Annotated in this window: 16 protein-coding genes; 6 read left to right on the forward strand and 10 right to left on the reverse strand. The window is 72.1% G+C overall.

Translation table 11 applies throughout. The features are described 5' to 3' along the window. Positions 1 to 17: 17 nt before the first annotated feature. The 7 genes from ACYVC6_RS04200 to paaA are packed head-to-tail and all read right to left on the reverse strand — an operon-like array spanning position 18 to position 4996. On the reverse strand, positions 18 to 869 hold the full coding sequence (locus ACYVC6_RS04200) for an aldo/keto reductase (RefSeq protein ID WP_460711277.1): 852 nt from the start codon (positions 867 to 869) through the stop codon (positions 18 to 20). A gap of 34 nt (positions 870 to 903) precedes the next feature. Beyond that, entirely contained in the window at positions 904 to 1302 is a 399-nt protein-coding gene (paaI, locus tag ACYVC6_RS04205; RefSeq protein WP_460711279.1) for a hydroxyphenylacetyl-CoA thioesterase PaaI, read from the reverse strand. Beyond that, entirely contained in the window at positions 1299 to 2390 is a 1092-nt protein-coding gene (paaE, locus tag ACYVC6_RS04210; RefSeq protein ID WP_460711281.1) for a 1,2-phenylacetyl-CoA epoxidase subunit PaaE, read from the reverse strand. Before paaE ends, paaI begins: the two co-directional genes overlap by 4 nt. Beyond that, positions 2390 to 2878: a 1,2-phenylacetyl-CoA epoxidase subunit PaaD gene (gene paaD, locus ACYVC6_RS04215; RefSeq protein ID WP_460711283.1), complete on the reverse strand. Its 489-nt coding sequence runs from the start codon at positions 2876 to 2878 to the stop codon at positions 2390 to 2392. Before paaD ends, paaE begins: the two co-directional genes overlap by 1 nt. A gap of 2 nt (positions 2879 to 2880) precedes the next feature. Next, positions 2881 to 3747, reverse strand: coding sequence for a 1,2-phenylacetyl-CoA epoxidase subunit PaaC (gene paaC, locus ACYVC6_RS04220; RefSeq protein WP_460711285.1), 867 nt, complete (start codon positions 3745 to 3747; stop codon positions 2881 to 2883). Positions 3748 to 3770: 23 nt separating this feature from the next. Continuing rightward, complete coding sequence (paaB, locus tag ACYVC6_RS04225; RefSeq protein WP_460711287.1) at positions 3771 to 4061, reverse strand: 1,2-phenylacetyl-CoA epoxidase subunit PaaB; 291 nt, start codon at positions 4059 to 4061, stop codon at positions 3771 to 3773. Then, positions 4058 to 4996 (reverse strand): 1,2-phenylacetyl-CoA epoxidase subunit PaaA, encoded by a 939-nt coding sequence (gene paaA, locus ACYVC6_RS04230; RefSeq protein ID WP_460711289.1) that lies wholly within the window; start codon positions 4994 to 4996, stop codon positions 4058 to 4060. The genes paaB and paaA overlap by 4 nt, the downstream gene beginning before the upstream one ends. 67 nt (positions 4997 to 5063) lie before the next feature. On the opposite strand from paaA, the gene paaZ reads away from it, so the two are divergent. Continuing rightward, positions 5064 to 7127, forward strand: a complete 2064-nt coding sequence (gene paaZ / locus ACYVC6_RS04235; protein ID WP_460711291.1) for a phenylacetic acid degradation bifunctional protein PaaZ — start codon at positions 5064 to 5066, stop codon at positions 7125 to 7127. Positions 7128 to 7161: 34 nt separating this feature from the next. After that, entirely contained in the window at positions 7162 to 7530 is a 369-nt protein-coding gene (locus ACYVC6_RS04240; RefSeq protein WP_460711293.1) for a DUF4267 domain-containing protein, read from the forward strand. Positions 7531 to 7560: 30 nt separating this feature from the next. Here ACYVC6_RS04240 and ACYVC6_RS04245 read toward each other — a convergent pair whose 3' ends face one another. Continuing rightward, positions 7561 to 8901 (reverse strand): hypothetical protein, encoded by a 1341-nt coding sequence (locus ACYVC6_RS04245; RefSeq protein WP_460711294.1) that lies wholly within the window; start codon positions 8899 to 8901, stop codon positions 7561 to 7563. Further along, positions 8898 to 9305: a hypothetical protein gene (locus ACYVC6_RS04250; RefSeq protein WP_460711296.1), complete on the reverse strand. Its 408-nt coding sequence runs from the start codon at positions 9303 to 9305 to the stop codon at positions 8898 to 8900. The genes ACYVC6_RS04245 and ACYVC6_RS04250 overlap by 4 nt, the downstream gene beginning before the upstream one ends. Before the next feature lie 155 nt (positions 9306 to 9460). Between ACYVC6_RS04250 and ACYVC6_RS04255 the strand changes: the two genes are divergently transcribed. Continuing rightward, complete coding sequence (locus ACYVC6_RS04255; RefSeq protein WP_460711298.1) at positions 9461 to 10093, forward strand: hypothetical protein; 633 nt, start codon at positions 9461 to 9463, stop codon at positions 10091 to 10093. 79 nt (positions 10094 to 10172) lie between these two features. Continuing rightward, positions 10173 to 11117: an alpha/beta fold hydrolase gene (locus ACYVC6_RS04260; protein WP_460711300.1), complete on the forward strand. Its 945-nt coding sequence runs from the start codon at positions 10173 to 10175 to the stop codon at positions 11115 to 11117. A gap of 12 nt (positions 11118 to 11129) precedes the next feature. Here the strand turns inward: ACYVC6_RS04260 and ACYVC6_RS04265 are convergent, their stop codons facing one another. Continuing rightward, positions 11130 to 11534 (reverse strand): nuclear transport factor 2 family protein, encoded by a 405-nt coding sequence (locus ACYVC6_RS04265; RefSeq protein WP_460711302.1) that lies wholly within the window; start codon positions 11532 to 11534, stop codon positions 11130 to 11132. 61 nt (positions 11535 to 11595) lie between these two features. Between ACYVC6_RS04265 and ACYVC6_RS04270 the strand changes: the two genes are divergently transcribed. Both ACYVC6_RS04270 and ACYVC6_RS04275 read left to right on the forward strand, forming a co-directional pair. Beyond that, positions 11596 to 11949 carry an MmcQ/YjbR family DNA-binding protein gene (locus ACYVC6_RS04270; RefSeq protein WP_460711304.1) on the forward strand — a complete coding sequence of 118 codons (354 nt, stop codon included), beginning with the start codon at positions 11596 to 11598 and terminating at the stop codon, positions 11947 to 11949. Positions 11950 to 12096: 147 nt separating this feature from the next. Then, the gene (locus ACYVC6_RS04275; protein WP_460711306.1) at positions 12097 to 12822 is read left to right on the forward strand and encodes a matrixin family metalloprotease; all 726 of its coding nucleotides are present in this window, start codon (positions 12097 to 12099) and stop codon (positions 12820 to 12822) included. The last annotated feature ends 178 nt before the right edge of the window (positions 12823 to 13000 follow it).

Consider the following 13000-nt stretch of genomic DNA (forward strand, 5'->3'; position numbering starts at 1 on the left):
ACCGCCCTGGGCACTGCTCACGACAGCGCAGCCAGGTCCTCGTCGTCCAGCTGCAGGTGGACCGCCGCGGTCGAGTCCGTGACCGACTCCGGGCGGCTGGCGCCGGGGATCGGGATGACGGTGCTGGACCGGGCCAGCTCCCACGCGAGCGCCACCTGCTGCGGGCTCACCCCGTGCTTGGCGGCGACCCGGCCGAAGGCGGCGAAACGGTCGCCCAGGTCCGCCGCCCCGCCCATCCCGCCCAGCGGGCTCCAGGGCAGGAACGCGAGACCGAGCTCCTCGCACACGTCGATCTCGGGCTCTGAGGAGCGGAACGACGGGGAGTACTGGTTCTGGACCGAGACCAGGCCGACGCCGAGGATCTCGTGAGCCTCGCGGATCTGGGCGGGACTGGCGTTGGAGATCCCGGCTCGCGCGATGAGCCCTTCGTCGAGCAGGCCCTTGAGTGCGCCGATGCTGTCGGCGTAGGGGACGGCCGGGTCAGGGCGGTGGAACTGATAGAGCCCGATCTGCTCGACGCCGAGGCGCCGGGCCGAGGCGAGGCAGGCCTCGCGCAGGTAGTCGGGCCGGCCGTTGAGCGTCCAGGCACTTCCGGTGCGGGTGTGGCCGCCCTTCGTCGCGACCAGCACGTCGTCGGGTCCCGCGCCGGCCACGGCGAGTGCCTTGGCGATCAGCACCTCGTTGTGCCCGAACTCGCTCTCGTCGCGGCAGTAGGCGTCGGCAGTGTCGATGAGGGTGACCCCGCTCTCGACGGCGGCGCGGATCGTCGCGATCCCCTGCGCCTCGTCGTTGGTCTGGCGCACCGACATCGGCATGGCGCCGAGGCCGACCGCGCTGACGGACAGGTCTCCGAGGCGTCGTTGCTGCATGGGACCTTGTTACCCGACCCGCCCAGGCAACCTCTCAGGAGGGCGGCATTGCCCGGCTGCGGCCACGGAACTCCGCGACGACGGCACCGTCGCCGTTGCGGACCGTGACGTCGCAGATGCCGGAGCGCCCGTCGCGCACCCGCTCGGCCGCGGTCGCGGTCAGGACGTCGCCGGTCCGGGCCGGGCGGAGGAACGAGACGTCGAAGCCCGCGGCGACCGTGGGCACCCCGTGCGAGTTGCAGGCGAGTGCGAAGGCGCTGTCGGCGAGCGCGGCGACCAGTCCGCCATGGGCGATGCCGTGGCCGTTGACCATGTCGTCGCGCACAGCCATCCGGACGACGGCGGCGCCCTCGGTGACCTCGACCAGGTCCATGCCGAGCGCACGGCTGGCCACGTCGGCGGCCCACATCTCGTGGACGTGGTGCTGGCTCATGCGTCGAAGTCCACGGTGACCGGGTCGGCCAGCGGGAAGGACTGGCAGGTCAGCACGAAGCCGGCCTCGACCTCGGCGTGCTCGAGCGCGTAGTTGCGGCGCATGTCGACCGCGCCCTCGGTCACCTTGGCCCGGCAGGTGCCGCACACGCCGCCCTTGCAGGCGAAGGGCAGGTCGGCCCGCGTCGCCTGGGCGCCGTCGAGGATCGGGACGTCCCGGGGGAGCGGCGCGGTGGTCGTGAGCCCGTCGAGGACGATGGTCACCTCGGTGGTCTCGCCGGTCGCCCGGGCCTCGGGCCGGTGCAGCTCCGGTGGCGGGGCGTCGACGTAGAAGAGCTCGAAGTGCACCCGCTCGGCCAGGACGCCGAGCTCGGCCAGCACGGCGCGGGCGTCCTCGAGCATCGCGTGCGGTCCGCAGATCCACACGTGGTCGAACGTCGCCGCGGGAGCGAGGACGGTCAGCAGTCGCCGCAGCCGGTCGGCGTCGAGGCGTCCCGAGAACAGCTCGACGTCGCGCGGCTCCCGGGACAGGACGTGGACGAGCTGGAGGTCCGGGCCGTACCGGTTCTTGAGGTCGGCCAGCTCCTCGGCGAACATCACTGAGCCCGTGGTCCGGTTGCCGTAGAGCAGGGTGACGTCGCCGCCGTTGCCGAGCACGGTCGAGACCACCGACAGCATCGGCGTGATACCGGACCCCGCCGCGATGCAGAGGTGCCGGCCGCCCTCGAGCAACACCGGGTCCGGGCAGAAGCGTCCGCTGGGGGTCTGGACGTCCACCGCGTCGCCGGGCCGGAGCTCCCGGACCAGCCAGCGGGAGAAGAGCCCACCCGGGATCTCCCGGACGCCGACCCGTGGCGGCGAGCCGACGGGGGCGCTGATCGAGTACTGCCGCCGCTCCTCGCGGCCCTCGACGAAACGGCGCAGGGTCAGCGACTGGCCCGGGACGAACGCGTAGTCATCGCGCAGGTCGTCGGGCACCGCGAAGGTGACCGCCACCGCGTCGTCGGCGAGCTCCTCGACGTCGGCGACGGTCAGGGTGTGGAACGCTGGTTTCGAGGCTCGCTCCGCTCGCACCTCAACCACCGGCATCAGTGCTCCTTCACGTGCTCGAAGGGCTCGAGGCACGCGGAGCAGCGGTAGAGCGCCTTGCACGCGGTCGGGCCGAACTCCGAGATGAGCGAGACCTCGGCGCTGCCGCAACGGGGGCAGCTGACCTCGCGCCGGGTCGGCAGCAGGTTGAGCGCGACTGGGCCGGTACGCCGCGGGGCCGCCCCGGGAGCGGACAGGCCGTGGGCACGCAGGGCCGCTCGACCCCGCTGGGTGATCCAGTCGCTCGACCAGGCCGGGGCGAGCGCGATCTCGACCCGGGCGTCATAGCCGGCGTCCTGGAGGCGGTGCACCAGGTCGTCGCGCATCGTCGCCATGGCCGGGCACCCGGAGTAGGTCGGGGTGATCGTGACGACGACCTCGGACCCGTCCTCCCGGACGTCGCGCAGGACGCCGAGGTCCTCGAGCGTGAGCATCGGCATCTCGGGGTCCGTCACCGACGCGGCGATCGCGTGGGCGGTGCTCGTCATGGTCACCACTGCCCCATCGGGTGCGCCCGGGCGACGACCTGCATCTCGGCCAGCATCCGGGAGAGCGCCTCGGTGTGGCCGGAGCCGGACATCGGCCCGACCTCCGGGCGATCCACCTCGGCCGCCGCGAAGACCTGGTCCAGCACGACGTCGGTGTCGGCGCCCGCGGCATAGGCGTCGACGAGCTCCGCGTGGAAGGGCCACACGTCGGTCAGCCCGGCGAGCACGCGGCGCCGCGACTCCTCGGTGCCCTGGGCCAGCGTCACGAACCAGCGGGCGGCGTAGTCGCGGTGGTAGGCGAGCTCCTTGACGCCCTTGGCGGCGATCGCCGCCAGGACCGGGTCGGCGTGCGAGGAGAGACCCTCGAACGCCGCCAGCCGAGCGGTCGCGAACAGCAGCAGGCGGGCGACGGTGTGGCCGAAGTCGCCGTTCGGGACCTCGACCAGGCGGACGTTGCGGAAGTCATGGGCCTCGCGGAAGAACGCGAGCGCGTCCTCGGCGGGCACCGGCGAGCCCTCCGGCAGCACCGGCACGACCGACGGGTCGGCGGCCGCGGCCCGGGAGAGGAGGAGGCGGGACTGGCCGAGCAGGTCCAGGGCGATGTTGGCCAGCGCGATGTCGTCCTCGAGGTCCGGGGCGTTGCTGCACCACTCCGCGAGCCGGTTGGACATCACCAGGGCGTCGTCGCCGAGGGCGAGGCAGTAGGCCGCCAGCTCGGCTGGGTCGAGGCCCTCGGGGACGGTCGTGTCGACGCCCGCGAGCGGGTCTTCGAAATCGTGTCCGAAGGCCCAGTGCGAGTCGTCGCTGCCCAGCAGGTCGGCGTAGACGCTGCCGTCCTCGTGGCTGGGGTCGGGGGTTCCGTGGTCCATGTCCGTGTCCGTCACTGGTCCCGTCACATGTGCGGGACGTCGTCGGGGATGGAGTAGAAGGTGGGGTGCCGGTAGACCTTGTCGCCCGCGGGTGCGAACAGCGGGTCCTTCTCGTCCGGGCTGGAGGCCGCGATGGCGTCGGCGCGGACGACCCAGATCGAGACGCCCTCGTTGCGGCGGGTGTAGACGTCGCGCGCGTTCTGCAGCGCCATCGCGTCGTCGGCCGCGTGCAGCGAGCCGACGTGCACGTGGTTGAGCCCGCGCTTGCCGCGCACGAACACCTCGTAGAGCGGCCACTCGCGCTGGTCGGTCATGAGTCCCCCTTCGCGGCGAACGCGAGGGCCGCTTCCCGCACCCACGCGCCGTCCTCGTGGGCGCGCCGCCGGTGCGCGATCCGCTGCCGGTTGCACGGGCCGTTGCCCTTGACCACCTGCATGAACTCCTCCCAGTCAGGCTGCCCGAAGTCGTAGGAGCCACGCTCCTCGTTCCAGCGCAGGTCGGGGTCGGGCAGCGTCACGCCGAGCGCCTCGGCCTGCGGCACGGTCATGTCGACGAAGCGCTGGCGCAGGTCGTCGTTGGTGTTGCGCTTGATGCCCCAAGCCATCGACTGCGCGGTGTTGGGGGAGTCGGCGTCGGGCGGGCCGAACATCATCAGCGCCGGCCACCAGAACCGGTCGACCGACTCCTGCACCATCGCGCGCTGCTCGTCGGTGCCGCGCATCATCGTCATCAGCAGCTCGAAGCCCTGCCGCTGGTGGAACGACTCCTCCTTGCAGATCCGGATCATCGCCCGGCCGTAGGGGCCGTACGACGTGCGGCACAGCGGCACCTGGTTGCAGATCGCGGCGCCGTCGACCAGCCAGCCGATGGTGCCGACGTCGGCGTACGACAACGTGGGGTAGTTGAAGATCGAGGAGTACTTCTGGCGCCCCTCGATGAGCATCTCGGTCAGCTCGCCACGGGAGACCCCGAGCGTCTCGGTGGCGGAGTAGAGGTAGAGCCCGTGCCCGGCCTCGTCCTGGACCTTGGCCAGCAGGATCGCCTTGCGGCGCAGCGACGGTGCCCGGGTGATCCAGTTGCCCTCCGGCTGCATGCCGATGATCTCGGAGTGGGCGTGCTGGGCGATCTGGCGGACCAGGGTCTTGCGGTAGCCCTCGGGCATCCAGTCGCGGGGCTCGATGCGGTCGTTGCGCGCGATGACGTCGTCGAACTCCCGCTGCAGCTCGCCCTCGTCCAGAGCGGTCGTCATGGTCGGTCCTCCGCATGCAGTCCTGACCGATTTACTGACCGATCGGTCTGGTATTAGTCTGCCACACATGGCCGGGTCCGAAAACTCACGTCTGCTCGAGAGCTACGCCAACGGCCGGTGGTACGCCGCCGCCGACGAGGGCCAGCCGCTGCTGGACGCCGCGACCGGCGAGGAGGTCGCCCGGTTGTCCTCGACCGGGCTCGACCTCGGCGCGATGGTCGCCCATGCCAGGACGGTGGGCGGGCCCGCGATCAGGGCGCTGACCTTCCACGAGCGGGCCGGGATCCTCAAGGCGCTCGCCAAGCAGCTGATGGCCGACAAGGAGGCGTTCTACGAGCTGTCGTTCCGCACCGGCGCGACGCGGCGCGACTCGGCGGTGGACATCGACGGCGGGTTCGGCACGCTCTTCGGCTTCGCGGGCAAGGGCGTGCGCGAGCTGCCCAACGACACGGTCGTCCTCGACGGCGGGCTGGAGCAGCTCGGCAAGGGCGGCACCTTCGTCGGCCAGCACGTCTACACCTCGCGCCCGGGTGTGGCGGTGCAGATCAATGCCTTCAACTTCCCGGTCTGGGGGATGCTCGAGAAGCTCGCGCCGGCCTTCCTCGCCGGCCTGCCCAGCATCGTCAAGCCGGCCAGCCAGACGGCGTACCTCACCGAAGCGGTCGTCCGCCGGATCATCGAGTCCGGCCTGCTGCCGGAGGGGTCGCTCCAGCTGCTGGCGGGCGGTGCCGGTGGCCTGCTCGACGAGCTCACCGTGCAGGACTCGGTGGCCTTCACCGGCTCGGCCCACACCGCCGGCCTGTTGCGCAACCACCCGCAGGTGTTGCACGGCGGGGTCCACCTCGGTGTCGAGGCGGACTCGCTCAACTGCTCGATCCTCGGGCCCGACGTGAGCGCCGACGACCCCGAGCTCGACCTCTTCGTCAAGGGCGTGGTCACCGAGATGACCGTCAAGGCCGGCCAGAAGTGCACGGCCATCCGGCGCGCGATCGTGCCGGCCGCGATGGCGGACACCGTCGTCGAGGCTTTGGTCGCCCGGCTGGCGGCGGTGACCGTCGGTACGCCGGCCCACCCCGACGTGCGGATGGGCGCGCTGGCGAGCCTCGACCAGCGCGAGGAGGTCCGCAAGGCGATCCAGTCGCTGCGCGCCTCGGCCGACCTCGTGCACGGCGACCCGGACCGCCCGGGCAACCCAGGACTGGTCGACGGGGACGCCGAGCGCGGTGCGTTCCTCGGTCCGGTCCTGCTGCGCGCGCACCCAGGAGCCGTCGAGCCGCACGACGTCGAGGCATTCGGGCCGGTGAGCACGGTGCTGACCTACGAGTCCGTCGAGGAGGCAGTCGAGCTGGCGGCCCGCGGCAAGGGGTCGCTGGTCGCGTCCGTCGTCACCCACGACCCCGAGGTGGCCCGCTCCGTGGTCCTCGGCATCGCCCCCTGGCACGGCCGGGTCCACGTCCTCGACCGCGATGACGCGGCCGAGTCGACGGGTCACGGCTCACCGCTGCCGATGCTGGTCCACGGTGGCCCCGGACGGGCCGGCGGCGGCGAGGAGCTGGGCGGCGTACGCGCGGTGCTGGGCCACATGCAGCGCACCGCCGTCCAGGCCTCGCCCGACCTGATGACCGCCATCACCGGCCGGTGGACGACGGGCTCACGACGTCGCGACGACGGCGTCCACCCGTTCCGCAAGAGCCTCGCGGAGATGAGGATCGGCGACACCATCGCATCAGCCCCGCGGCAGGTGACCCGGGCCGACATCGACCACTTCGCGGAGTTCACCGGCGACACGTTCTACGCCCACACCGACCCGGAGGCGGCCGCTGCCAACCCGCTCTTCGGCGGCATCGTCGCGCACGGCTACCTCATCGTCTCGCTGGCCGCAGGGCTCTTCGTCGACCCTGACCCGGGCCCGGTCCTGGCCAACTTCGGGGTCGACAACCTCCGCTTCCTCACCCCGGTCAAGGCCGATGACACGATCGCGGTGACCCTGACGGTCAAGCAGATCACGCCCCGGGCCACCGCCGACTACGGTGAGGTCCGCTGGGACGCCCTGGTCACCAACGCCGCCGGCGAGCCGGTCGCGACCTACGACGTGCTGACGCTGGTCGCCAAGGAGTGGCCGCAGAAGTAGGCGCCGCCGGACGTCCCACCCCTAGAGTCCCGCCATGGCAGTGGACACCGCCGCGCTGGTCGCGGGCAGCATCCGGTTGGCCTCGGGCATCTCGTTCCTGGTCGACCCGCTCAGGGCGAACCGGATGTGGGGCGACAAGGGCGAGGTCGAGCCCACGGCCCGGTTGCTCCTCCGGTCGATGGGCTACCGCGACTTCCTGATCGGCGGCCTGCTCGTGCAGGCCGCCGTGCGCGGCAAGGACACCCGTGGCTGGTTCCTGGCCTCGGGTGGCGCCGACGCAGCCGACCTGCTGGGCGGGCTGCCGGTTCACCACCAGATGAGCGCCTCGCAGAAGGCGATCGGGCTGGGCGGAGCGGTGGTCGGGATCTGGGTGGGCCTGTGGGGCGCCACTCGCCGCCGCTGAACGTCGTCGCTGAGTGCGGCCGCTGACCAGTCAGTCGATCACGCCGTCGTAGACGTCCTCGTCGTCGAGCCAGTCCTGCCCGTCGTCGAACAGCTCGTGGTCCTCGCCCGGGCGGCGCTTGTCCCCGCGGCGGTCTGACCTGCCGCCGCCGGCGGCACCGACGCCGGCGAGCGTCCCGCGTGAGCCGGCCGCCCCACGTGCTCCGCTGCGCCCCGCGCCGCGGCCCGTGGCGCCGCCGGTAGCCGCGCGTCCGGATCCGCGCGCATTGCCGCGGGCGGTCCCGGCGCCGTTGCCGACCCCGGCGATGCCGCTGCCGCGGCCGAGGACCGGTGACCCGGCGCCCCGGGGGCCGCCGGCGCCGATCCCACGCCCGCCCGAGGCCGCTCCGCCCGTGCCGACCACCGTGCCGGGGAAGGCGAGCCCACCCGCGACGCCACCAGCGAGCCCGCCGGCCAGGCCGACCCCCAGCCCGGCGGCGACGCCGCCCGCGATGGGCGTGCTGGGACCGGCTGGACCGGCTGTCGGAACCGGCCCGGCCCCGACACCAGGAGTCGTGGTGCCCACGGGGCCGCTTGGCCCGGTCGGCCCCGTCGGCTCGCCGAACACCGGGCCTCCGGTGCCAGGGGGGACCGTGGTGCCGTCAGGGGTCGTGTCGGGGTCGTCGTCGGTGTTGTCGGTGTTGTCGGTGTGGTCGTCCGGTTGGTCGGTGCCGTCGGTCGGGTCGAAGTCGGTGTCCCGGCCGCCGCCACCGCCACCGACCGGCGGGGACACGCCGCCGCCACCACCACCCGAGTCCACACCTCCGCCACCGGAGGGAGCCACGGGGTCGGGTTCACCGTGGATGCTCTTGAACACCTCGCCGGCCGCGGTGTGTGACTGGTCGAGTGCGGTGATGGCGTCCGCGGCGCGCCGCTCGTCGGCGTGGTACTTCTCCCAGTAGGCCGCGTTCGCGGTGTCGAAGTCGCGTTGCGCGCGCACGTCGGCGGGGTCGGTCGAGCCTGGCGGGGTGCTGGGTCGGACGGGGGGCTGGGCCCCGTCGCCCTGCGCCAGGGCGTCGCGCTCGGCGATCGCGGTGTCCAGCGCGGCCGCGGACTGCTCGAAGGCACCGGTGCCCTGCCTCAGCTGGGTGGCCTTGTCCGCCATCGCCTTCGACGAGGTGACGAACGACAGCCGGGCCGCGTCGGCGGTCCTCCCCTGGAACTCCTCGTCGTCGCTGGTGGCCATCTCACCGGACATCCGGTCGAGCTGCTCGCTGATCGACTGGAGCAGGAGCTGGCCTTCATGCCACTGCCGGGCAGCCCTGCGTAGCTCGTCCTGGTTGGCGCTCGCGAGATAGTCGCGCAGCCGCTGCTGCTGGGGCCCGCGGGTCACGAGTCGGCACCGCTTGTTGAGGCACTGCTCGGCGCGACGCACTGGCTCGGCGAGCCCACGCTGGGTGTCGCCGCGCAGTCCTCGGCGCGCACGATCAGCCGGTTGATGTCGCTCTCGGTGATGTCGTCGACCTGGTGGGCACGGCGCCTCATGCCGTCGAGCGACGAGTGGTAGCCCTGGAGCCCGTTGACCATGTCGTTGATCGCCTCGACGACATGGTGGCGCGCCCTGCCGGCGTGGCCGGAGCAGGTGACGCTCGCCGGAGCCCCGCCGAACGCGCCCTGGACGACGGTCTCGGGCTTGGAGCCGCTGAGGTCGGCGGCGCTGTCGTCGAGGAACCGCATGATGCGGTCGACGAGGTCGTCGGTGAACCCGAAGGCAAGCAGATCTCCAGCGGTGAACACGCAGCTCCTCCCAGGGTTCGTCTCATGCGGTGGCCGATCGGTGCCTACCCGCGCCGATGGACGGCCAAACAACGGAAATTCTGGGGGTCTGGATACGGTGGTCGCACGCCGCCGGTCCCACTCGGGTCGGCTCGGAGGCGAAGGGGTAGTCGGTCGTGTCGGCAACGTCGAGGACGGTCAGGTCCGGGGTGGTGGGCTGGCTCGCCGTCGGCCTGCTCGTCGCCGGTTGCGGTGGCGACGACCCGCCGTCGTCCGGTCCGTCTCCCTCCGAGCCGACCGCTCCGACCGGGTCGGTGAGCAGCGAGGCCACCCCCACCGAGCCCACCGCGACCGAGCCGACCGCGACCGAGCCGACCGTGGTTCCGGCCTCCGGGCTGTTGCTCAAGGAGGAGACCTCGCAGGTCAACGCGCCCGCGGGGGAGTGGGAGCGGATTCCCGACATCGTCACCTATGCCTCGGCGGCCGGGCACGTGCCCACCACCCAGGTCATCTCGCTCAGCGACCGGGAGAACTACGCGACCGAGCTGTCCCTCGACGAGCAGGTGCGCTACCACAACCGGAGCCTGCCTAAGGGCGCGATCATCGAGCGTCAGCCCGACGTCCTCCTCGACGGCGCGCCGGCCTACTACGTCCAGTGGCGCATGAAGGGAGACACGAAGATCCAGCACGACGTCGGCCTGGACCACCAGGGTCGGGTGATCCAGGTCCGGATGGCCTTCGACGCCGCCGACCCCGCGGCCTACGCGGCGTTGGTGGCCTCCGTCCTCGCCTCGTTCAGGTGGCGCTAGGAGCAGCTGGAGGCTCGAGGACCACGCGCCCTCTGGGTGTCTGGTCACGGGATGTGCCTGGACCGGGCACTCTTGACGCATGAGCACGCGCCTGTCCGCCTGGCCCGGAGTCGTCGACACGGAGCTGGAGGTGGGCGGCCGCCCCGTCCGGGTCCTCCGGGCCGACGGCACTCCGGGCGGCGAGCCCCAGCTCCTCGTCCACGGGCTCGGCGGCTCGTCGGTCACCTGGGTGGAGATCATGGCCGGTCTCGCGGAGCACGGGCCGGTCGTCGCGGTGGACCTGCCCGGGTTCGGTCGCACCACGGCTCGTGACGACGACACGCTGACGGTCCGCGGCTACGTCGAGTTCGTGCTCGAGGTCGCGGACGCCCTCGGCTGGGACCGGTTCACCCTGCACGGCAACTCGATGGGCGGGCTCATTGGGGTCCTGCTTGCCGCACGGCACCCCGAGCGGGTCGACCGCCTGGTGCTGGTCTCCCCCGCGTTGCCGCCGCGGACGCCCCTGGGCCTGCTGGTCCCGGCGCGGGCGACCGTCGACGGGATGGCGCCCGTCGCTGTCTCGACCTTCAGCGCCGCCGTCCTCGGCGTGGTCGGGATCGCCGGCCCCGAGCTGACCGAGCACCGCAACCGGCAGCTGCTCAAGCTCATCTACCCCGACCCCGACAGCGTCGACCGCACTCTGCTCGAGCTGATGGCGGCCGACTTCCGCGGTGACGACGCCACCACGGTCCGTTCACGGCGGCGCGCCCTGCGCAGCGCGACCCGCTCGATCGCTGGCTTGTGGACCGACCCGCGGCGGGTCTGGCGAGCCATCGACCGGATCACGGCCCCCACGCTGGTGCTCGGCGGCACCCGGGACGCGCTGGTGCCGGCCAAGGTGCTCCGCGCGGTGCTGGCCCGCCGTCCCGACTGGACGGGCCGGGTGCTCGACGACCGCCGGCACGCGCTGATGCTCGAGGACCCGGAGACCTATCTCGAGGAGTTCGCCCGCTGGCACGGCGCGACCCAGCGGGCTGCCAGCTGACTCGGCCTACTCCTAGGTCCGTTCCTCGGTCCAGCGCACCTCGATCGCGCGGCGCCGGAACAGCCAGCGACCGTCGCGCCGCACGTAGTCGTCGCGGTAGACGAGGTGCCAGACGTGGTCTCGCCCACCGGTGCGGTGGTGGGCCTGCGCCACCACCCGGCCCGTGGCCGAGTCCTCGCTCCGCGCATCGAAGACCTCGCCCGCGACCAGGTGTTGGGTGGCCTCGACGCGGTCCAGGGCGGAGAGGTGCAGCCGGATCGCCTCGCGACCCTCGTGGGTGCCGCCGGGGGTGACCAGCACCCCGTCGGCGTCGAAGAGCCCCGCCAGGTCGTCGAGCCGCCGCTCGTCGGCGTACGCCGCGTAGCGGTGCACCAGGTCGTGCAGGGCCAGGGCGTCGGCCGGCCTCACCGGGCTCATGCCGGGCATCCTGCCGTACGGCCCACCCGAACCTGCGAAGGCAACCACTAGCGTCCATGCGGTGGGAGGGACCGGCATCACCGACTTCCTCGAGCTGGTCCACCAGCTCGAGGACGTGGTGGAGACCGACCACGACCGCTACCGCAGGTTCGCGGTCTCGGGCCGCACCTTCGCCTACCTGTGGGAGCCGACCCGGACCGTCGGGCTCAAGCAGACGATCGCCGAGCAACAGGCCCTGGTCGCCGAGCGTCCCGAGGTCTTCGAGGTGCAGTTCACTGCCTACGGCTTCGGCTGGGTCGTCGCCCACCTCGAGCGTGTCGAGCGCGACGAGCTCGCCGAGCTCACCTTCGAGGCGTGGCGGCTGACCGCTCCCGCGACCCTGGTCGAAGCCCGCGGCGAGAGGCTGCCGGACTGAGCTCCGCGACCAGCAGGTCCTCGAGCTCGGCCTCACCGCGACCCCAGGTATCTACCAACGGCCGCCTACTCGGCGTAGCGTCCTTTTCAGATCCTGGAGCCCGTGCTCCTGCTCAGGGCTCCTTCGAGCCAGAGACAGGAGCGCCCCATGCAACTCAGACGAGTGATCCTCGTGCTCGCTGCTCTTGTGGGCAGCCTTGGCTTCGCCGTCACCACGGCCGACGCCAAGCCGACCTCGACCGCCCAGGCAGCGAGCGCGGACTGCGCCCTGCCGGAGTCCGACGCCGAGGCGTTGGTGATCCTCAACTACTACTACCCCAACAAGTACGTCTGGGAGGACACCCACCTGACGGTCGCCGTGCAGGCCGCCCCCAACGTCTCCGAGCCGCACGTGGACGCGGTCCGGGATGCCATCGACGCCTGGGACGAGGTCCTCCGTGACTGCTTCGACGGCCAGATCACGCTGACCGACGTCACCGGGCAGCCGCGGAAGGCCGCGGACATCGTGGTGCACTACGTCCCCCACGCCGGTGGCGTGGTCTTCGCCGGCTACGCCATCTGTGGCGCGAACGGCTGCGGCAACATCATCGTCAGCTCGGAGTTCGCCACCGAGGAGGGCTACACGCCGGAGTACCTGTTCTACGTGACCCTCCACGAGCTCGGGCACGCCCTGGGCCTGGGGCACGCCACGAACCTGCGCGAGAGCATGGACCTCATGGGCTACGAGTGGATCGGCGGCGCACCTGACCCGCTGTTCTCGCAGTGCGACCTGGATGCGCTCGCCTACCTGTTCGGGCCTCTCCTCGCAGGCGAGGACCCCGCCGGCCCGGGGCCGAGTCAGCTGGAGCCGACCTTCGACTGCGCGGGAGCCTGATCACCCGGCAGCTAGGACTGGAACTTGTTGTCGATGAAGTTGTAGATCTGGAAGGGAGTCCCGTCGTCCTCGGTGACGACGTAGATGGGCTTGGCGCAGGCCCAGCCGTCGTTGTTGCCGCGTTCGTCGACGAGGTTGTCGACGCCGTAGGGCTCGGTGTCGACATCCCACAGGACGA

The organism is Nocardioides dilutus, from assembly GCF_054779555.1.

Bases quoted from the DNA above. Each gene is read 5' to 3' on its own strand.
- paaC (WP_460711285.1), bottom strand. From the start codon at position 3,747: ATGGACCACGGAACCCCCGACCCCAGCCACGAGGACGGCAGCGTCTAC.
- paaB (WP_460711287.1), bottom strand. From the start codon at position 4,061: ATGACCGACCAGCGCGAGTGGCCGCTCTACGAGGTGTTCGTGCGCGGC.
- paaD (WP_460711283.1), bottom strand. From the start codon at position 2,878: ATGACGAGCACCGCCCACGCGATCGCCGCGTCGGTGACGGACCCCGAG.
- paaE (WP_460711281.1), bottom strand. From the start codon at position 2,390: ATGCCGGTGGTTGAGGTGCGAGCGGAGCGAGCCTCGAAACCAGCGTTC.
- ACYVC6_RS04265 (WP_460711302.1), bottom strand. From the start codon at position 11,534: ATGAGCCCGGTGAGGCCGGCCGACGCCCTGGCCCTGCACGACCTGGTG.
- ACYVC6_RS04200 (WP_460711277.1), bottom strand. From the start codon at position 869: ATGCAGCAACGACGCCTCGGAGACCTGTCCGTCAGCGCGGTCGGCCTC.
- ACYVC6_RS04240 (WP_460711293.1), top strand. From the start codon at position 7,162: ATGGCAGTGGACACCGCCGCGCTGGTCGCGGGCAGCATCCGGTTGGCC.
- paaZ (WP_460711291.1), top strand. From the start codon at position 5,064: ATGGCCGGGTCCGAAAACTCACGTCTGCTCGAGAGCTACGCCAACGGC.
- paaA (WP_460711289.1), bottom strand. From the start codon at position 4,996: ATGACGACCGCTCTGGACGAGGGCGAGCTGCAGCGGGAGTTCGACGAC.
- ACYVC6_RS04275 (WP_460711306.1), top strand. From the start codon at position 12,097: ATGCAACTCAGACGAGTGATCCTCGTGCTCGCTGCTCTTGTGGGCAGC.
- ACYVC6_RS04260 (WP_460711300.1), top strand. From the start codon at position 10,173: ATGAGCACGCGCCTGTCCGCCTGGCCCGGAGTCGTCGACACGGAGCTG.
- paaI (WP_460711279.1), bottom strand. From the start codon at position 1,302: ATGAGCCAGCACCACGTCCACGAGATGTGGGCCGCCGACGTGGCCAGC.